We start from the raw sequence: 18,512 nt of genomic DNA on the forward strand, positions 1-18,512 counted from the left end.
AATACGACAGACGTACGTCATCCGCAGGAGGGATGTACGTCATGCGACACCACCCGTGTGTTCGGCCCGAGGTCTCCCGTGCGTCAACCGGACACACCTACGATCGGCCCGCACCGCACCAGCCGACACAGGAGGCGTTCATGGCGACACCGGAGTCGAACGAACAGGCGAGCCGGACCGGCCGGCGGGCCGTGCTCGGGGCGGCGGTCCTCGGCGCGGGCGGCACCGTCCTCGGGCTCGCCGGCACGGCCCGCGCGGCCCAGGGCGCCGGACGGGGGAGCGGACGCGGCCGGGGTCTCGACAGCCTGCCCGTGCCGACGATCATCGGTCACCGCGGCGCCAGCGGCTACCGGCCCGAGCACACCTTCGGCTCGTACCAGCTCGCCCTCGACATGGGCGCGGACATCGTCGAGGCCGGCGACCTCGTCCCCACCAAGGACGGTCACCTCGTCTGCCGCCACGAGCCGGAGATCGGCGGCACCACCGACGTCGCCGAGCACCCCGAGTTCGCCGGCCGCCGCACCACCAAGACGCTGGACGGCGTCCAGGTCACCGGCTGGTTCACCGAGGACTTCACGCTCGCCGAGCTCAAGCGGCTGCGCGCCGTGGAGCGCATCCCGGCCAACCGCCCGCACAACACCCTCTACAACGGCCGCTGGGAGATCCCCACCTTCGAGGAGGTGCTGCGCTGGCAGGACGAGCAGACCCGCAGGCGCGGCAAGCAGGTGTGGATCTACCCCGAGCTCAAGCACCCCACCTACTTCCGCAAGCTGGGCCTCGGCCTGGAGGAGCGGGTGGCGAAGGTGCTGCGCCGGCACGGCAAGGACCGCCGGAACTCGCCCGTCATCCTCCAGTCGTTCGAGCCCACGGCCGTCGAGCGGCTGAGCCGGCTGGTCGGCAACCCGCTCGTCGTCCTGCTCGACGCGGCGGGCACCCGCCCCTATGACTTCATCGAGGCCGGCGACCCGCGCACCGTCGACGACCTGATCACGCCCAAGGGCCTGAAGGAGATCGCCTCCTACGCGCAGGGCATCGGCCCCACCCTGAACCTGGTCATTCCGCGTGACTCCGAGGGCCGGCTCACCGAGCCCACCACCCTGGTCACGGACGCCCACCGCGCGGGCCTGATCCTGCACCCCTACACCATGCGCAACGAAAACCCGTTCCTGCCCGCGGAGTTCCGCAAGGGCGCCGACGCCGACGCCTACGGCGACGTCTTCGGCGCCTACCGCGCCTACTTCGCCACCGGCATCGACGGCGTCTTCACCGACCACCCCGACACCGGCCTGCTGGCCCGGGAGGACTTCGTCAACGACTGACCCGCACCGCCCTGGAAAGGGTGAGCTGCGCGCGCCCCGGGCAACCCCGCCCGGGGCGCACGTGTCGATGCGCGTGTGAGCACCCACGCGCTTCCCGCCGACGACCTGATCCTGCTGCTCGGCCCCCTCCTCGCCGCCGAGGCCGCCGCCGAGACCTCCGGCAGCGGCGCCGAACCGGGCGACCTGGAACAGGCGGTCTGGCTCCGCCTCCTCGAGCGGCTCCGCCGCGGGGGACCGCCCGCCGACCCTCCGCTCTGGCTGCGCCGCGCGATCCGCGCCGAGGCCCGCCGCATCCGCCGCACCGCCCGCCGCGAAACCGCGCTGACCTGCGAACCCGCCGACGTCGGCCGGCACGACCCGGAACGGCTGGCGCTCGTCGCCGCCCACCGCCGCGCGCTGCGTGACGCGGTGCGCCGGCTCCCCGGCCGCTGCCCCGGTCTGCTCGCCGCGCTGCTGTCCCCGCGCGAACCGACATACCGGGAAATCGCAGGGGAGTTGGGTATCTCACAGGGCAGTCTCGGTCCGGAACGCTCCAGATGCCTGGGATGTCTGCGTCGTTTACTCGCGGCGGAGGTTGCGGCGGGCTGAGGACGGGGATAGGAGTGGGGGACGACAGGTGATCAGGTGAGCGGGAGGCGTGCGCACATGGGCATGAGCGTGACCATCTCTGCGGCGGCCGAGCAGGACGCGGAGCAGATCTTCAGGTTGCAGTACCTGTGCTTCCAGAGCGAAGCGGCCCTCTACGGCAACTACCGCATCGATCCCCTGGTCCAGACCCTCGACTCGGTCCGCGAGGAGGTCGTCCAGGACTGCGTGTTCGTCGCGCGCCTCGGCGACGAGATCGTCGGGTCGGTGCACGGCAGGATCACCGAGGACGGCGCCGCCGCGATCGGCAAGCTCTGCGTCCACCCCCGCCTCCAGGGCCACGGCATCGGCGCCCGGCTCCTCAAGGCCGCCGAGTCCGCCCTCGCCGGCGAGCGCGGCGCCCGCACGTTCCGGCTGCACGCAGGGCACCGCAGCGAGAGCAACCTCCGCCTCTACAGCAAGGTCGGCTACCAGCGCGTGGGCACGTCCCGCGGCGCCGACGGCGTACCGATGATCGTGCTGGAGAAGAACGCGGAGACGTACGCGACGACCGCCTGACCGTGACGGCGTGACAGGGTCGGCCGCCCGTCAGGCGGCCGGCTCCTGGGCGCGCGACCGGCGCAGCCAGTACACGGCGGTCAGCGGCAGCAGCACCGGGATGAAGAGGTAACCCATCCCGTAGTCGGACCACACGGTCGCGTCGGGGAAGGCGGACGGCTCCACCAGCGTCCAGGTGCCGACGGTCAGCACGCCCACCAGCTCGGCGGCGCAGCACACCAGCGCCGCCCTGCGGGCCTTCTCCCCGCCGCGCACCAGCGTGTAGGTGATGAAGCCGTAGACCAGGCCGGCCAGCGCGGACAGCGTGTAGGCGAGCGGCGCCCGGTCGAACTCGGTGGCGATCTGGTACGCCGAGCGCGACACCGCGCCCACCACCATCACGCCGTACAGCCAGACCAGCAGCAGTCCGGGGCCGCTCGCCAGCCGCGTCCGCTTCGGCCTCTCCTGCGTCGCGGTCACCTCAGCCTCCCCAGATGTCGAACAGCCGCACCTCGAGCACGGCCAGCACCACGCCGCTCGCGGCGACGGTCACCGAACCCCAGCGGGTGCGCTCGCCCAGCGACAGGAAACCGGCCGCCGGGACGCAGGCGAACGAGCCCAGCAGATACGCCACGAAGATCGTCGTGCCCTGCTCCGGCTTCTCGCCCCGGGCCAGCTGCACGATCCCGACCACCAGCTGCACCAGAGCCAGCAGCGTCACCACGGCCATGCCGATGAAATGCCAGTCCTTCGTCGGCTGGTCACGATAGGCGGCCCAGCCGCACCAGGCGGCGAGCAGCAGCGCGGCGACAGCGGTCACCACGGTCAGGACATCCAGCATGGCAGGGAGCCTATTACGCCGGAAAAGCGGCGCCGACGTCGGCCCCGCGGCCGTCGTTCCCGGTCCGGGCCCCGCCCCCCGTAGGGTCGATGGCATGACCATCCATGCGCGCGCCCTGCTCTTCGACAACGACGGCACTCTCGTGTCCTCCCTGGACTCCGTCAACCGCTGCTGGACGCGGTGGGCCGTGGAATACGGGCTGACGGCCGAGGACTTCGCGCGGATCGAGCTGCACGGACGGCCGGCCGCCGAGATAGCCGCCGACCTGCTGCCCGCCCACGTCGTGCCGCAGGCCGTCGCGCGCATCGAGGACCTGGAGGTGGAGGACGTCACCGACGGCGGCGTCAGCCTGCTGCCCGGCACGAAGGAGTTCCTCGCCGCACTGCCCGCCGAGCGCTGGGCCGTGGTCACCTCCGCCACCCGGCGGCTCGCCGAGGCCCGGCTGGGCGCCGCCGGCATCCTGCCCAAGACCCTCGTCGCCGCCGACGACATCACCCGCGGCAAGCCCGACCCCGAGCCCTATCTGCTCGCCGCGCGCCTGCTCGGCGTCGACCCCGCCGACTGCGTGGTCTTCGAGGACGCCCCCGCCGGGCTTCAGGCGGGCCGCGCCGCCGGCATGACGACCGTGGCCTTGGCCACAACCCACCGTGCCGAGGAGCTGACCGCCGACCTGGTCGTGAAGGACCTGTCGGCCCTGTCCGCGCTGGTCACGGATGCCGGGATCGAGATCGCCGTACGGCCCTGACACGCCGGCGGGGGTGTCCACGACTGTCCACTATGCGGACGGCCGGGTCCGTTCAGAAGTGAACGTCTGCTTTACTGGCGAACATGACCACGACGAGCGACCGCACCCCTGCGACCGAGGCGACCATGACGCCCGGTGCTCGTTGTATGTGTCCCCTCCGAATGCGCGCCTTCTAGAGGGCCCCCGCACCGCCTGAGCCTCGCGCCCCGAAGCGAGAGCCGGCTCGCGTCCGCCCGCGTGCCCCGCACGCGCGACCGAGCCACGCCCCGCGCACGTTTCTCCCCGGTCTTCCGCATGTCCGCGAGATCCGTGCCGCCCTGCCGCCATTCCCTGCATGCCACGTGCCCGGCGCCCACGACGCGCCGCGCACTCGACAGTACGGAAACCCACGTGATCACCACCTCGGGCCTCACCAAGGTCTACCGCTCGCGCGGCCGCGAGGTCACCGCCCTGGACGGCGTCGACCTGCACGTCCGCGAAGGCGAGGTCTACGGCGTCATCGGTCAGTCCGGCGCCGGCAAGTCCTCCCTGATCCGCTGCGTCAACCTGCTGGAGCGTCCCACCTCGGGCACCGTGACCGTGGCCGGGCAGGACCTCACCGCGCTCGCCGGCCGCGGCCCCCGCGCCGGCCGGGAGCTCCGCCAGGCGCGCAGCCGCATCGGCATGGTCTTCCAGCACTTCAACCTGCTGTCCTCGCGCACCGTGCAGGACAACGTCGAACTCCCGCTGGAGATCCTCGGCAAGTCCGGCAAGGAACGCTCCCGCAAGGCGCTGGAACTGCTCGACCTGGTCGGCCTCGCCGACAAGGCCAAGGCCTACCCGGCCCAGCTCTCCGGCGGCCAGAAGCAGCGCGTCGGCATCGCCCGCGCCCTCGCAGGCGACCCCAAGGTGCTGCTCTCCGACGAGGCCACCAGCGCCCTGGACCCGGAGACCACCCGCTCGATCCTCCAGCTGCTGCGCGACCTCAACCGCCAGCTCGGCCTCACCGTCCTGCTCATCACGCACGAGATGGACGTCGTGAAGTCGATCTGCGACTCGGCCGCCCTCATGGAGAAGGGCCGCATCGTCGAGTCCGGCACGGTCACCGACCTGCTGGCCTCCCCCGGCTCGGAACTGGCCGCCGCGCTGTTCCCCGTCGGCGGCGAGGCGAGCGGCGACGACCGCACCGTCGTCGACGTGACCTTCCAGGGCGAGAGCGCGACCCAGCCGGTCATCTCCCAGCTCTCCCGCACCTACAACATCGACATATCGATCCTCGGCGCAGCCATCGACACCGTCGGCGGACTCCAGGTCGGCCGGATGCGCATCGAACTGCCCGGCCGCTACGAGGACAACGTCGTGCCCATCGGCTTCCTGCGCGAGCAGGGCCTGCAGATCGACGTCGTCGGCCACGACGAGCCCGCGCTGGTGAAGGAGGGCGCCAAGTGACCTGGTCCGAGATGCAGCCGCTGCTGGAACAGGCCTGTACCGAGACGCTGATCATGGTCGGCTGGTCCACCCTGATCGCCGTCGTCGGCGGCCTTCCGCTCGGCATCCTGCTGGTCCTCACCGACAAGGGCGGACTGCTGCAGAACACCGTGGTGAACAAGGTCATCGGGCAGATCGTGAACATCGGCCGCTCGCTGCCGTTCATCATCCTCATGGTCGCCCTGATGAACTTCACCCGCTGGGTGACCGGCACCACCATCGGCAGCGAGGCCGCGATCGTGCCGCTCGCCATCGGCGGCATCCCCTTCTTCGCGCGGCTCGTCGAGACCGCCGTGCGCGAGGTGGACGACGGGCTCGTGGAGGCCGTGCAGGTGATGGGCGGCAACACCTGGACCATCGTCCGCAAGGTCCTCGTCCCCGAGGCGCTGCCCTCACTGATCGCCTCCACGACCACCACGGTCATCGCGCTCATCGGCTACTCCGCCATGGCCGGCACGGTCGGCGGCGGCGGACTCGGCGACCTCGCCGTCCGCTACGGCTACCAGCGCTTCGAGACCGGACTGATGTGGATCACCGTGGCGGTCCTCGCCGTGGTCATCTCGCTGATCCAGTTCGCCGGCGACTTCGCCGCCCGCGCCCTGCACCGCCGCGGCGCCCGCTCCGGACCCGGTCCGAAGCTGCGGCTGCTGAAGGGCGAGGAGCCCGCTCCCGCCGAGGTCGGCAAGGTCGCCTGACCCGGCCCTGCCACCCGCACTCCCCAGACTCCCCGTGCACCAAGACGGGGTCGCACCACCCAAGGAAAGGCACTTTTCGTGCGTAACACCGCCAAGATCACCACCGCCGTCCTCGCCGCCGGAGCCCTCACCCTCGGGCTCTCCGCCTGCGGCTCGGACAAGGACGCCGCCACCGACACCTCCGGCCCGCTGGTCGTCGCCGCGAGCCCCGTGCCCCACGCCGAGATCCTGACCTTCGTCAAGGACAACCTCGCCGAGAAGGCCGGCCTCGACCTCCAGGTCCGCGAGTTCACCGACTACGTCACCCCGAACACCGCGACGGAGGACGGCTCGGTCGGCGCCAACTTCTTCCAGACCCAGCCGTACCTCGACGACTTCAACAAGAAGAACGGCACCCACATCGTGTCGGTCGTCGACGTGCACCTGGAGCCGCTCGGCCTCTACTCGCAGAAGGTGAAGAAGGCCGACGCGCTGAAGAGCGGTGCCACCATCGCGATCCCGAACGACACGGTCAACGAGGGCCGGGCGCTGCAGCTGCTCGCCGCCAACGGCCTGATCACCCTCAAGGACGGCGTCGGCACCTCGGCCACCCCCGCGGACATCACCGAGAACCCCAAGAAGCTCAAGTTCAAGGAGCTCGAGGCCGCCCAGACCCCGCGCGTCCTGAACGACGTCGACGCCTCCGTGGTCAACGGCAACTACGCCATCGAGGCCGACCTGAAGCCCGCCGAGGACGCCCTGGTCCTCGAGGAGGCCAAGGACAACCCGAACAGCAACCTGCTCGCCGTCAAGGAGGGCCAGGAGAACGATCCGCGCGTCAAGAAGCTCGCGAAGCTCCTCACCTCGCCCGAGGTGAAGAAGTTCATCGAGGACACGTACGCCGGCTCGGTGCTCGCCTCCTTCTGAACCGGCCTCGCACCGGCCACGGGGTCCACTCCGCGCAAGGGGTGGACCCCGTGGTGCGTACCGGTGCTTTCATGCTGCATGCTGGGCAGTTCAGCAGCACCCGACGGTCTCTCAGTTACGGAGCGGCGCATGACGAGCACCTTCCCCGACATCTCCCTCAGCACGGAGCGGTTGGTGCTGCGTCCCCTCGACGCGGACGACGTCCCCGCCCTCGCCGCGATGATGAACGACGAGCAGGTGGGCGCCTGGACCGGCGTCCCTCAGCCGTTCACCGAGGACACCGCCCGCACCTGGATCACCGAGTACGCCCCCGCCGAACGGGCCGCCGGACACGGCCTGGACCTCGCCGTCGCCGAGTTCCTCACCCAGCGCCTGGTCGGCCTCATCCGGCTCACCCGCACCAACTGGCACGTCCGCTCCACCGAACTGTCGTACATCGTCGCCCCCTGGGCGCGCGGCGAGGGCTACGCCTCCGAGGCCGCGTTCGCCACCGCCCAGTGGCTCTTCGGCGACCAGAAGCTCCAGCGCATCGAACTGCGCACCGCCGCCGACAACACCGCCGCCCAGCAGGTCGCCCAGAAGATCGGCTGCATCAGCGAGGGCGTCCTGCGCAACGCCTGTATAGCCAGGGTCCGCGGCGAGGACGGCGGCTGGAGCGAGGTCCGCACCGACTACATCGTGTGGAGCCTGCTGCCCGAGGACATCGAGGGCGCGGACGGACAACTGGCCGACAGCGGCGGCTTCCCCGGCTACACCGACTGGAACTGACGACCGAGGGGCGTACGACGGCCCGCACCGGCGCGGCGGCCCGTGACCGCACCAGGTAATCTCAGCAGACCGCCTCCGGGCGGAACAGCCGACGACTACCTGCGCAAACCTCAGGAGACTGACGACGATGGCCGACCGGGTCACGGTGATCGGCTGGGACGGCTCGCCGCTGACCGACGCGGCACGCGCCGCACTCGGCGCCGCCACGCTGGTCGCCGGCGCCGCACACCACCTGGCGCTCCCCGAGGTGCCCGCCGCGGCCGAGCGCATCCGCCTCGGCTCCGTCTCCCTCGCCGCCCGCCGCATCGCCGCCCACCGCGGCACCGCGGTCGTGCTCGCCGACGGCGACCCGGGCTTCTTCGGCGTCGTACGCACCCTGCGCGCACCCGAGTTCGGCCTGGAGGTCGAGGTCGTGCCCGCGGTCTCCTCGGTCGCCGCCGCCTTCGCCCGGGCCGGGATGCCCTGGGACGACGCCGAAGTGGTCGTCGCCCACCCCCGCACCCTGCGCCGCGCGGTGAACGTGTGCCGCGCCCACACCAAAGTGGCGGTTCTCACCTCGCCCGGCGCCGGACCCGCCGAACTCGGCCTGCTGATGGAGGGCGTCCACCGCTCTTTCGTCATCTGCGAGGAACTCGGCACCGAGCGCGAACAGGTCACCGTCGTCACCTCCGACAAGGCCGCCGACCACACCTGGCGCGACCCCAACGTGGTCATCGTCATCGGCGGTCCCGTGGCCTCCGGCGACTCCGCCGGCTGGATCGCCGGACGCAACCCGTCGGCGGGGCCGCGCGGCTGGACCCTGCCCGCCGGCGAGTACGGCGGCGACCTCGGCGAGGGCGAGCGGGAACCCGTGCGCGTCGGCCAACTCGCCCGCCTGGGACCGGGCCTTGGCGACCTCGTCTGGGACATCGGCTGCGGCTCCGGCGCGTTCGCCACCGACGCCGCGCGGGCCGGGGCCGCCGTCATCGCCGTCGACCGCGACCGGCACGCCTGCGCCCGCACCGACGCCGCCGCGCGTCGCCAGGGCGTCCAGATCCAGATCGTCCACGGCGCCGCGCCGCAGATCCTGGAGAACCTCCCCGAACCCGACGTGGTGCGGGTCGGCGGCGGGGGAGCGGCCGTGGTCTCCGCCGTGGCCGACCGGCGCCCGCAGCGCATCGTCACCCACGCCGCCACCCGCGACGACGCCGAACTGATCGGCCGGAACCTGACGGAACACGGCTACCGCGTCGAGTGCTCCCTGCTCCAGTCCGTCGAACTCGACACCAGGGCCTGGACGGAGAAGGAACGGAGCGTCGCGTTCCTGCTCAGCGGGGTGCTGCCCGCCCGCGGCCGCTGACCCCCATAGCCGTCCCCGTGATCGGTTTGTCGTACTGCGCGCGGTAGGCTGGCCGATCGTTGTACCGCACTGGTCACCCGGCGCTTCGTCGGCCAATGTCCAAAAAGCGCGCCCGTTTTGGGGTGGGTCGTGGTACGGCAGGAACCGGAGGACGCGCAACGTGGCGCAGTCCACAGCGGAACCGTCGCCGATCAAGCTGACGCGACGGCGGTGCGCCCGCGACAATGCCAGTGAATGGCTTTGTCGCCTTTTTCGGGCGGGCCGTTCGTGCCGCTGGGGACGCACGCTCGTTCTTCAGTGTGGGGCGGTCGGTGCGCCGTTCCGGGTGAGCTGGTCGTAGGAGCACTAACCGATGGGCGAGGGGTACGCATGACCGACACCGGCCAGGTCCCGGGCGAGGGACTGCCGGAGAACGCAGGCAGGGTGGAGCAGCCGGGCGTCGCCGCGCCGGACGCGTACACCTACCTCTCCGACAGTCCCGCCGAGGACGAAGACCTGCTGCTGCCGGGCGCCCAGGGCGCCTGGGGCAACGAGATCGCGCCGCCCGCGCCCGCGCCGGTCGTCGAGACCGTCCACCAGCCGGGCCCGCACGAGACGGACGGCCGTGACAGCGGCTCCGTCGACCTCGGCGGCGTCCGCCCGCCCGAGCCGCAGCCGCAGCCGCAGGCGCCGGCGCCCGCCCCTTCGCCGGCTCCGGCCCCGCCGCGCCGTCCGCTGCACCTCGGCCCGCCGCTGCCCGACCTGTCCGCGAGCCCGGTCCGCTCCCTCGCCGACCGCGGCCCCGCCGACCTCCCGGCCCGCCAGCCGGGCCCGCCGACCCTCGGCCCCGAGTACCTCGACGTCCCGCGCACGCGCGAGGCGGCGGCGCCGCAGGCCGCGCCCTGGGTCGCCCAGGTTCCGGCCGCGGGACCGGCGGACCCGGCCCAGGCTGCCGTCGCCCGGGTAGCCACCCAGGCGGTCGGCACGGCGGTCGCCCCGGAGGGCGAGCAGACGCCTGCGGCGGCGTACGGGGAGCAGGGGACGCCGGTGGTTCCTGGGCAGGGTGTGCCCGGGGGCGTGGCGGCTGGTGGCGTGACGGGCGGTGACGCGGGCGCGTCGGCTCCGGTGGACGCGGCTGCTGTCGTTCCGGACGCGGATGAGGCGGGGGACGGTGGCGTGCCCGTGGCCGAGGGCCAGGGTGCGGAGGTGCCGCCCGCCGCTCACGAGCCTGTCGCTGACGAGCCTGTGGCTCAGGAGGCGCAGGACGCCGACGCGGCGGTGGTCGTGCCGGAGCAGGCGCAGGCACCGGAGGGCGAGGCCGCTCAGGCCGCTGTCGCCGACGCTGACGTGCCGCAGGCGGCCACTGAGGAGACTGCCGGTACGCCGGACGCGGAGGCTGCCGCCGAGGTGGCTCAGGACGCCCCCGTGGCGGAGGCGGTCGCGCCCGAGGCGGTTCAGGTGGCGGAGGCGCCCGAGCAGCCTGCGCCCGTACAGGACGTGCAGGACGTGCAGGACGTGCAGGCCCCGGAGGCGCCTGAGCCCGCCCCCGTGCGGGAGGCCGTAGAGCCGCAGGACGCACAGGCACCGGAAGCCCCACCCGCCGAGGCGCCCAACACCGCCGTACCGGCAGCGGAGGAACCGGAGACCGTGGCCGCCCAGGCCCCAGACCAGGCCCCGGCCGACGAGCAGGCGCCCGCGCCCGAAGCCGTTGCCCCCGCGCCCGAAGCCGTTGCCCCCGCGCCCGAAGCCGTTGCCCCCGCGCCCGAGGCCCTTGCCCCCGCGCCCGAGGCCCTTGCCCCCGCCTCCGAAGCCGTTGCCCCCGCGCCCGAGGCCGTCGCCCCCACGGCGGAACTGGTCCCCGACGTGGCCCCCGCGCCCGCCGAACCGGCCGCCCCGGAGGCCGTCGAGCCCGCCCCGGGCCCCGCGTCCGCGGTCGAGCCCCCTGCCGCCTCCGAGCCCGTCCAGGGCCCCCAGCAGACGCCCGCGCACGCGACCCCGCTGCCCGGCACCCTGCCGCTGGAGCCCGAGGCGGACCAGCCGCTGGGCCAGTTCGTCCCCGTGGACGGCACCGTGCCCACCGCGCCCCACCTCGCCCCGACCCCGCCGCAGGGCGTGCCGGTCCCCGAGGAGACGGCCCCCGAGGCCCCCGCCGTTCCCGACGCCCCCGCCGCCGACGCCGAACTTGCCCAGACCCCCGACGACCTGGACACCCAGGGCGCCGGCGTCGAGCCCGAGCCCGCGCGGCAGCCCGAGCCGGCCGGTCCCGCCGCCCCCGGTTACGCGGACGCCGAGCGCGAGGCCGTGCTCAAGGTGATGCGCGAGCGCCGCGACATCCGCAACGGCTTCCGCGGCGACCCCATCCCGCACGAGGTGCTGCTGCGCGTCCTGGAGGCCGCCCACACCGCGCCCTCCGTCGGGCACTCGCAGCCCTGGGACTTCGTCGTCATCCGCTCCGAGGAGACCCGGCGCCGGATGCACGAACTGGCGACGCGCCAGCGCGAGGCCTACGCCAAGACGCTCCCCAAGGGCCGGGCCAAGCAGTTCAAGGAACTGAAGATCGAGGCCATCCTCGACACCCCGGTGAACATCGTGGTCACCGCCGACCCCACGCGCGGCGGTCGCCACACCCTCGGCCGGCACACCCAGCCGCAGATGGCGCCGTACTCCTCGGCGCTCGCGGTGGAGAACCTCTGGCTCGCCGCCCGCGCGGAGGGCCTCGGCGTCGGCTGGGTCAGCTTCTTCGACGAGCGGGAGATGGTCCGCGCCCTGGACCTGCCCGAGCACCTGGAGGTCGTCGCCTACCTGTGCGTCGGCTACGTCGACGAGTTCCCGGACGAGCCCGAGCTGATGCAGGCCGGCTGGTCCAAGCGGCGCCCCCTGTCCTGGGTGGTGCACGAGGAGACGTACGGCCGCCGCGCCCTGCCCGGAGAGGACCCCCACGACCTGCTTGCCGAGACCGTCGCGCAGATCCGCCCGCTGGACGCCAAGGCGCTCGGCGAGGCGTGGGAGCGCCAGAAGCGCATGACCAAGCCGGCCGGAGCGCTCGGCATGCTGGAGATCATCTCCGCCCAGCTGTCGGGGCTGTCCCGGCAGTGCCCGCCGCCGATCCCCGAGCCCGCCGCCGTCGCGATCTTCGCCGGTGACCACGGGGTGCACGCCCAGGGCGTCACCCCCTGGCCGCAGGAGGTCACCGCCCAGATGGTGGCCAACTTCCTCGGCGGCGGAGCGGTGTGCAACGCCTTCGCCGCCCAGGTCGGCGCCGAGGTGTGCGTGGTCGACGTGGGCGTCTCCTCCGACCTGCCGGCCACGCCCGGACTGCTGCCGCGCAAGATCCGCGCCGGCACGTCCGACATGACCGCCGGGCCCGCCATGACCCGCGAGGAGGCCAAGCAGGCCATCGAGGTGGGCATCGAGACCGCCCGCGACCTGGTCGCGGCCGGCAACAAGGCCCTGCTCACCGGTGAGATGGGCATCGCGAACACCACGGCGTCCGCGGCCCTCATCTCCGTGTACACCGGCGCCGACCCGGCCGAGGTCACGGGCCGCGGCACCGGCATCAACGACGAGACGCTCGCCCGCAAGACCGACGTCGTGCGCCGCGCCCTGGACCTGCACCAGCCGGACCCGTCCGACCCGCTCGGCGTGCTGGCCGCGGTCGGAGGGTTCGAGCACGCGGCGATGGTGGGCCTGCTGCTCGGCGGTGCGTCGTTGCGTACGCCGGTGATCCTGGACGGCGTCAGCGCCGGCGCCGCCGCCCTGGTCGCCCGCGCCATCGCGCCGGAGGTCCTCGCGGCCTGCATCGCCGGCCACCGCAGCGCGGAACCCGGCCATGTGGCCGCGCTCAACAAGCTGGGCCTGCGCCCGCTGGTCGATCTCGACCTGCGGCTCGGCGAGGGCACGGGAGCGCTGCTCGCGCTCCCGCTCGTGCAGAGCACGGCCCGCGCCATGCACGAGGTCGCCACGTTCGACTCGGCGGGCGTGACGGAGAAGTAGAAGCACGGACGTCCCCGCCCGCATCGCCACGGGCGGGCGGGGACGCCGCCCGTGGCGGCCGCGTACGGCGCGCCGGTCCCGGGTGAGACCCGTCCCACTCCCCGGACCCACCCCACCTTCGCCGCCCGCGGGCATAAAATGCCACGTCAGGCCCGCTCCGACGCCGCAGCGTGCCCGCTGACCCATCGCTCGTCCGAGGAGCCCCAGCTGATGGCCGAACACCCGCCCTACCCCGTAGGCCTCCGCCTCACCGGACGCCGGGTCGTCGTCCTCGGCGGCGGTCAGGTCGCCCAGCGGCGTCTCCCCGCCCTGATCAGGGCGGGCGCCGACATCCACCTCGTGTCACCGGAGGCCACCCCCTCCGTGGAGGCCATGGCGGACGCCGGTGAGATCACCTGGCACCGCCGCCCCTACGCCGAGGGCGACCTCGCCGACGCCTGGTACGCGCTGATCGCCACCAGCGACCCCGACGCCAACACCGCCGCGTCCGCCGAGGCCGAGGCACACCGCGTCTGGTGCGTCCGCTCCGACGACGCCGACCAGGCCACCGCCTGGACCCCGGCGACCGGACACAGCGAGGGCGTCACCGTCGCCGTGCTCACCACCGACGCGCGTGGACGCGACCCCCGGCACACCGCGGCCGTCCGCGACGCCGTGGTCGAAGGACTGCGCGACGGCACCCTCGTCGCCCCGCACCACCGCACCCGCACGGCGGGCGTCGCCCTCGTCGGCGGCGGCCCCGGCGACCCGGACCTCATCACCGTGCGCGGCCGCCGTCTGCTCGCCGAGGCCGACGTCGTCATCGCCGACCGCCTCGGCCCGCGCGACCTCCTCGCCGAACTCCCGCCGCATGTCGAGGTGATCGACGCGGCGAAGATCCCCTACGGGCGGTTCATGGCGCAGGAGGCCATCAACGACGCGCTGATCGAGCACGCCAAGCAGGGCAAGGCCGTGGTCCGCCTCAAGGGCGGCGACCCGTACGTCTTCGGGCGCGGCATGGAGGAACTGCACGCCCTCACCGAGGCCGGCATCCCCTGCACCGTCGTCCCCGGCATCTCCAGCTCCATCTCCGTGCCGGGCGCGGCCGGCATCCCCGTCACCCACCGCGGTGTGGCGCACGAGTTCACCGTGGTCAGCGGCCATGTCGCCCCTGACGACGAGCGCTCCCTGGTCGACTGGCCGTCCCTGGCCAAGCTGACCGGCACCCTGGTGATCCTCATGGGCGTCGACAAGATCGGCCGGATCGCCGAGACCCTCGTCGCGCACGGCAAGTCCCCGGACACCCCGGTCGCCCTCGTCCAGGAGGGCACCACCGCCGCCCAGCGCCGCGTCGACGCCACCCTCGCCACGGTCGGCGAGACGGTCGTCGCCCAGGACGTGAAGCCCCCGGCGGTCATCGTCATCGGCGACGTCGTGGCCGTGGGCCCGGACGGGACGGCCGCCTGAGATGGGCGAGATCATCACCGTCGACGACCCCGCCGACCCGCGCCTGCACGACTACACCAACCTCACGGACGTCGAGCTGCGCCGCCGCCGCGAACCCGCCGAGGGCCTGTTCATCGCCGAGGGCGAGAAGGTCATCCGGCGGGCGGGCGACGCGGGTTACGGCATGCGCTCCATGCTGCTGTCGCAGAAGTGGGTCGACGTCATGAAGGACGTCATCGACCGCTCCGACGCCCCCGTGTACGTCGTCGAACCCGCCCTCGCCGAGCAGGTCACCGGCTACCACGTGCACCGCGGCGCGCTCGCCTCCATGCAGCGCCGGCCGCTGCCCGACCCCGCCGACGTGCTCCGCACGGCCCGCCGCGTCGTCGTCATGGAGTCGGTCAACGACCACACCAACATCGGCGCGATCTTCCGCTCGGCCGCCGCGCTCGGCATGGACGCGGTGCTGCTCTCCCCGGACTGCGCCGACCCGTTGTACCGCCGCAGCGTCAAGGTCTCCATGGGCGCCGTCTTCTCCGTCCCGTACGCCCGCCTGGAAACGTGGCCCAAGGACCTGACGACGGTCCAGGAACTGGGCTTCGCCGTCCTCGCCCTCACCCCGGACGAACGCGCCCACACCCTCGACGAGACGGCCCCGCACCGCATGGACCGGGTGGCCCTGATGCTGGGCGCGGAAGGCACAGGCCTGTCCCGCCGCGCCCTCGCCGCCGCCGACACCTGGGTCCGCATCCCGATGTCCCACGGCGTGGACTCCCTCAACGTGGGCGCGGCGGCGGCGGTCGCCTTCTACGCGGTGACGGCGGGGCGACCGCAGGAGTAGGCAGGCCACGCGCGTCCCAAAGGGCAGCCAGCGGTGCCCTTTTCGTCCTTATGGCCGCGCGCTTCCGTGACGTATGCATGGTGGGGACCACGTACGTTCACCGGAGGGGCTTCGTCGCATGCGCGCGCAGGACTCGGAGAAGGCGCAGGACGGGACGAGACCGCGCGTCCCTGTCACCAGGAACCCGTCGGCGGACCCGGACCGGGCGTTGCTCTCCCGGGGCGCCGGTCTCACGCCGGGTGACGTCACCGCGCTCCAGCGGACCGCCGGCAACAGGGCCGTCTCACGCGCCCTGCAACGGGAGGCGCACCGGCACGGCGCCGACTGCGGGCACGGGACGCAGACCACCGAGGAGGCGACCGGCGCGGCGGTGAAGAGCGTCCTCGGCTCGCCCGGCCGCTCCCTGCCGACGTCGGTCCAGCGGGACGCGGAGGCCAGACTGGGCACCCCCAGGGACACCTACAGCGCGGTGCGGATTCATGACGGCCCGAAGGACATCGAGGTCTCCCGCGCCCTGGGCGCCGTCGCCTTCACCTCGGGCAGCGACATCGTCGGTGACGTCTCTCAGCCGCAGACCCTGTACCACGAGCTGCACCACGTCGTGCAGCAACGGCGGGGCGCGGTCCCCGGCACCGACATGGGCAACGGCCTGAAGGTCTCCGACGAGAACGACCACGCCGAACGCGAGGCGGCCGAGGTCGGCGCCCGGGCAGCGGCGGCGTCACCCGTCCAGCGCGCGACGGACGCCCCGGCCGTCGCGGCATCCGGGACGGTGGCCGGCGGCCACGCCCCCGCGCAGCGGGGGGCCGTCGTCCAACGCGCCAGGGGCGGGCAGGCCACCGCTTCCGCCACGGTGGACGGCAATCAGCTGCTCGACATCGTCGTCGGCCACAACCGCACCCTCGGCGGCTTCCAGTTCGGACCGGAATCCCGCAACAACGGTGGCAAGAACCTCATCTCCCGCCCGTTGGAGGTGCGGGTGCAGGACGGGACGACGACGGCCGTACTGGCGGTCCACCTCAACGTGGTCCTGAACACCGGTGGCGAGGTCGTCGACCGCAGGAGCGGTTCGTCCTCGGTGAAAATAGAGGGTTCGCTCTTCCACCTGACGGCCCGCCTGGCCGGCAGCCAGTCGAGCATCGAGCAGCACGGCGCCTCGATCCTGACGGCCGGGGAGTCGATCCACATCGGGCGGAGCAACGCCGACAAGGGATGGGGCAACAACCCGGCGAACACCCGCGCCCTCGCGGACAAGGCCGGGGTACCGGCGGAGCTGCTCCTGGCGGCGCTGCAGAACCGGTTCCCGCCGGGGGACATCCCCGGCATCATCGACCGGTTCAAGACGGACGTCGGGCGTGTCGTGATCAACGCCCTGCTGCCCGAGGTCGTGACCGTGCACTGGGAGGGCGACAAGTCGTTCGACTGAGGAGGCGACCGGGCCGGCACCGGCCCGAGAGCGTCCGCTCAGGACGGCCCCTGGCACCCCTGCACCAGCGCGATACCGAACGCCACCACCAGCGTCACCACCACGAACACGAACAGCCGCTGCCTCAGCAGCCGCGGATTCGCCGGACGCAGGCCTGAGCCGGTGCGGGGCGCCGGGCGGCGGGTGAGGAGGCGACCGGGCCGGCACCGGCCCGAGAGCGTCCGCTCAGGACGGCCCCTGGCACCCCTGCACCAGCGCGATACCGAACGCCACCACCAGCGTCACCACCACGAACACGAACAGCCGCTGCCTCAGCAGCCGCGGATTCGCCGGACGCAGGCCTGAGCCGGTGCGGGGCGCCGGTCGGCGGGCGCCCGTGCCCGGGCGGGTGCCGCCGCGCGACGAGGTTCCGGTACGCGGGCGGGGGCGGGCCGGTGTGCCCTGGCGGGGCGCCCCGTTCCGCCCGGAGCCGTTGCCCCGGGACGGGGGCACGCTGCGGCCGCCACGCGAGGACGAGGGGCCGCCGTTCCGGGAGGCGGAGGCGCCGCGCGGGGGCGTGGCCCGGCCGCCCTGGCGGCGCGGCTCACGGTCGGGGTAGGCGTCGGCGAGCCGCCCACTCGCCCGCTCGGAATCCGGGCTGCGCGGCGCCGGCGGACGCACGTCGGCGAGCCCCTGCGCCTCCCGCGCGGCGATCTCCTTCAGCCGCAGCGACAGTTGCAGCGTGCTCGGCCGCTCCTCGGGGTCCTTCGCCAGACAGGCCCGCACCAGCGGGGCCAGCGCGTCGGGGACGCCCTGCAGCTGGGCCTCCTCGTGCACCACCCGGTACAGCATCACCTCGGAACTGCCGTGCCCGAAGGGCGAGTCACCCATGGACGCGTACGCGAGCGTGGCGCCCAGCGAGAACACGTCCGTGGCGGGAGTGACCGCCGCACCGCGCACCTGCTCGGGCGCGAGGAAGCCGGGCGAGCCGACGGCCGTGCCCACGTGCGTGAGCGTCGACGCGCCGGTGGCCCAGGCGATGCCGAAGTCGATGATCCGCGGCCCCTTCGGGGACAGCAGGATGTTGGACGGCTTGAGGTCCCGGTGCACCACCCCCGCCTCGTGCACCGCGACCAGCCCCTCCGAGAGCGCGGCGCCCACGGCGGCCACCTCGGCGGCGCTGAGCGGGCCCTCGTCGGCGACCTTGTCGTGCAGGGAGGGGCCGGGCACGTACTGGGTGGCGAACCAGGGGCGGTCCGCCTCCAGGTCGGCGGCGACCAGCCGGGCCGTGCAGCCGCCGCGGATGCGCCGGGCCGCCGACACCTCACGGGCGAAACGTGAGCGGAACTCCTGGTCCTCCGCGAGATCGGGGCGGATGACCTTCAGCGCGACCCGCTGCCCCTTCTTGTCGGAGCCCAGATAGACCACGCCCATCCCGCCCGCGCCGAGCCGTCGGTGAAGCCTGAAAGAGCCGACGACGCGCGGGTCCTCGCGCCTCAGGCGCATCATCGCCATGTTCATCCCCGCTGCCCGGTCCTGTGACGTGCCACAGCTTACGTTTCCACAGCCGTCCGTGCGCAGAGGCCGCGCCCTCTCCGCTCGACGGATTGTCAGTGGCCGGTGGGAGACTTGAAGAGTGGTCAGGGAGGGCGTGAACAGGCCGGGTT

The 18,512-nt window shown here is 73.3% G+C and carries 16 protein-coding genes; 13 read left to right on the forward strand and 3 right to left on the reverse strand.

Annotated elements, in window-relative coordinates; translation table 11 throughout:
• Nucleotides 1–140: 140 nt before the first annotated feature.
• From ACQY0Z_RS18055 to ACQY0Z_RS18065, 3 genes are all read left to right on the forward strand, one after another.
• The gene (locus ACQY0Z_RS18055; RefSeq protein ID WP_189901394.1) at nt 141–1,319 is read left to right on the forward strand and encodes a glycerophosphodiester phosphodiesterase; all 1,179 of its coding nucleotides are present in this window, start codon (nt 141–143) and stop codon (nt 1,317–1,319) included.
• 75 nt (nt 1,320–1,394) lie between these two features.
• Nucleotides 1,395–1,907: a sigma-70 family RNA polymerase sigma factor gene (locus ACQY0Z_RS18060; RefSeq protein WP_439812530.1), complete on the forward strand. Its 513-nt coding sequence runs from the start codon at nt 1,395–1,397 to the stop codon at nt 1,905–1,907.
• Between the two features lie 57 nt (nt 1,908–1,964).
• Nucleotides 1,965–2,462, forward strand: coding sequence for a GNAT family N-acetyltransferase (locus ACQY0Z_RS18065; RefSeq protein WP_189901540.1), 498 nt, complete (start codon nt 1,965–1,967; stop codon nt 2,460–2,462).
• Nucleotides 2,463–2,492: 30 nt separating this feature from the next.
• Here ACQY0Z_RS18065 and ACQY0Z_RS18070 read toward each other — a convergent pair whose 3' ends face one another.
• Together ACQY0Z_RS18070 and ACQY0Z_RS18075 are read right to left on the reverse strand one after the other, a co-directional pair.
• A complete protein-coding gene (locus ACQY0Z_RS18070; protein ID WP_189901391.1) occupies nt 2,493–2,921 on the reverse strand; it encodes a hypothetical protein in 429 nt (142 codons plus the stop codon).
• A 1-nt stretch (nt 2,922) separates the two neighbouring features.
• Nucleotides 2,923–3,282 (reverse strand): hypothetical protein, encoded by a 360-nt coding sequence (locus ACQY0Z_RS18075; protein ID WP_019527127.1) that lies wholly within the window; start codon nt 3,280–3,282, stop codon nt 2,923–2,925.
• A 94-nt stretch (nt 3,283–3,376) separates the two neighbouring features.
• Here ACQY0Z_RS18075 and ACQY0Z_RS18080 point away from each other — a divergent pair, with 94 nt between their 5' ends.
• From ACQY0Z_RS18080 to ACQY0Z_RS18125, 10 genes are all read left to right on the forward strand, one after another.
• Entirely contained in the window at nt 3,377–4,027 is a 651-nt protein-coding gene (locus ACQY0Z_RS18080; RefSeq protein WP_439812531.1) for an HAD family hydrolase, read from the forward strand.
• A 390-nt stretch (nt 4,028–4,417) separates the two neighbouring features.
• The gene (locus tag ACQY0Z_RS18085; RefSeq protein WP_189901387.1) at nt 4,418–5,455 is read left to right on the forward strand and encodes a methionine ABC transporter ATP-binding protein; all 1,038 of its coding nucleotides are present in this window, start codon (nt 4,418–4,420) and stop codon (nt 5,453–5,455) included.
• Nucleotides 5,452–6,189 carry a methionine ABC transporter permease gene (locus tag ACQY0Z_RS18090; protein ID WP_439812532.1) on the forward strand — a complete coding sequence of 246 codons (738 nt, stop codon included), beginning with the start codon at nt 5,452–5,454 and terminating at the stop codon, nt 6,187–6,189. The genes ACQY0Z_RS18085 and ACQY0Z_RS18090 overlap by 4 nt, the downstream gene beginning before the upstream one ends.
• 78 nt (nt 6,190–6,267) lie before the next feature.
• Nucleotides 6,268–7,095, forward strand: a complete 828-nt coding sequence (locus tag ACQY0Z_RS18095; protein WP_254587959.1) for a MetQ/NlpA family ABC transporter substrate-binding protein — start codon at nt 6,268–6,270, stop codon at nt 7,093–7,095.
• A gap of 129 nt (nt 7,096–7,224) precedes the next feature.
• Entirely contained in the window at nt 7,225–7,863 is a 639-nt protein-coding gene (locus tag ACQY0Z_RS18100; protein WP_439812533.1) for a GNAT family N-acetyltransferase, read from the forward strand.
• Nucleotides 7,864–7,990: 127 nt separating this feature from the next.
• Nucleotides 7,991–9,202, forward strand: a complete 1,212-nt coding sequence (cbiE, locus tag ACQY0Z_RS18105; protein WP_254587960.1) for a precorrin-6y C5,15-methyltransferase (decarboxylating) subunit CbiE — start codon at nt 7,991–7,993, stop codon at nt 9,200–9,202.
• Nucleotides 9,203–9,571: 369 nt separating this feature from the next.
• On the forward strand, nt 9,572–13,174 hold the full coding sequence (gene cobT, locus ACQY0Z_RS18110; protein WP_439812534.1) for a nicotinate-nucleotide--dimethylbenzimidazole phosphoribosyltransferase: 3,603 nt from the start codon (nt 9,572–9,574) through the stop codon (nt 13,172–13,174).
• 210 nt (nt 13,175–13,384) lie between these two features.
• Nucleotides 13,385–14,620 (forward strand): uroporphyrinogen-III C-methyltransferase, encoded by a 1,236-nt coding sequence (gene cobA / locus ACQY0Z_RS18115; RefSeq protein ID WP_189901375.1) that lies wholly within the window; start codon nt 13,385–13,387, stop codon nt 14,618–14,620.
• 1 nt (nt 14,621) lies between these two features.
• Complete coding sequence (locus ACQY0Z_RS18120) at nt 14,622–15,440, forward strand: TrmH family RNA methyltransferase (RefSeq protein WP_381727448.1); 819 nt, start codon at nt 14,622–14,624, stop codon at nt 15,438–15,440.
• Nucleotides 15,441–15,558: 118 nt separating this feature from the next.
• Nucleotides 15,559–16,866: an eCIS core domain-containing protein gene (locus ACQY0Z_RS18125; protein WP_439812535.1), complete on the forward strand. Its 1,308-nt coding sequence runs from the start codon at nt 15,559–15,561 to the stop codon at nt 16,864–16,866.
• Nucleotides 16,867–17,091: 225 nt separating this feature from the next.
• Here the strand turns inward: ACQY0Z_RS18125 and ACQY0Z_RS18130 are convergent, their stop codons facing one another.
• Nucleotides 17,092–18,366 carry a serine/threonine-protein kinase gene (locus ACQY0Z_RS18130; RefSeq protein WP_189901367.1) on the reverse strand — a complete coding sequence of 425 codons (1,275 nt, stop codon included), beginning with the start codon at nt 18,364–18,366 and terminating at the stop codon, nt 17,092–17,094.
• Nucleotides 18,367–18,512 lie beyond the last annotated feature (146 nt).

It is taken from the genome of Streptomyces sp. P9-2, assembly GCF_051903975.1.
GTDB classification, from domain to species: Bacteria; Actinomycetota; Actinomycetes; order Streptomycetales; family Streptomycetaceae; genus Streptomyces; species Streptomyces cellulosae.

Bases quoted from the DNA above. Each gene is read 5' to 3' on its own strand.
- ACQY0Z_RS18065 (WP_189901540.1), top strand. From the start codon at position 1,965: ATGGGCATGAGCGTGACCATCTCTGCGGCGGCCGAGCAGGACGCGGAG.
- cobT (WP_439812534.1), top strand. From the start codon at position 9,572: ATGACCGACACCGGCCAGGTCCCGGGCGAGGGACTGCCGGAGAACGCA.
- ACQY0Z_RS18130 (WP_189901367.1), bottom strand. From the start codon at position 18,366: ATGAACATGGCGATGATGCGCCTGAGGCGCGAGGACCCGCGCGTCGTC.
- cobA (WP_189901375.1), top strand. From the start codon at position 13,385: ATGGCCGAACACCCGCCCTACCCCGTAGGCCTCCGCCTCACCGGACGC.
- ACQY0Z_RS18055 (WP_189901394.1), top strand. From the start codon at position 141: ATGGCGACACCGGAGTCGAACGAACAGGCGAGCCGGACCGGCCGGCGG.
- ACQY0Z_RS18100 (WP_439812533.1), top strand. From the start codon at position 7,225: ATGACGAGCACCTTCCCCGACATCTCCCTCAGCACGGAGCGGTTGGTG.
- ACQY0Z_RS18075 (WP_019527127.1), bottom strand. From the start codon at position 3,282: ATGCTGGATGTCCTGACCGTGGTGACCGCTGTCGCCGCGCTGCTGCTC.
- ACQY0Z_RS18080 (WP_439812531.1), top strand. From the start codon at position 3,377: ATGACCATCCATGCGCGCGCCCTGCTCTTCGACAACGACGGCACTCTC.
- ACQY0Z_RS18125 (WP_439812535.1), top strand. From the start codon at position 15,559: ATGCGCGCGCAGGACTCGGAGAAGGCGCAGGACGGGACGAGACCGCGC.
- ACQY0Z_RS18120 (WP_381727448.1), top strand. From the start codon at position 14,622: ATGGGCGAGATCATCACCGTCGACGACCCCGCCGACCCGCGCCTGCAC.
- cbiE (WP_254587960.1), top strand. From the start codon at position 7,991: ATGGCCGACCGGGTCACGGTGATCGGCTGGGACGGCTCGCCGCTGACC.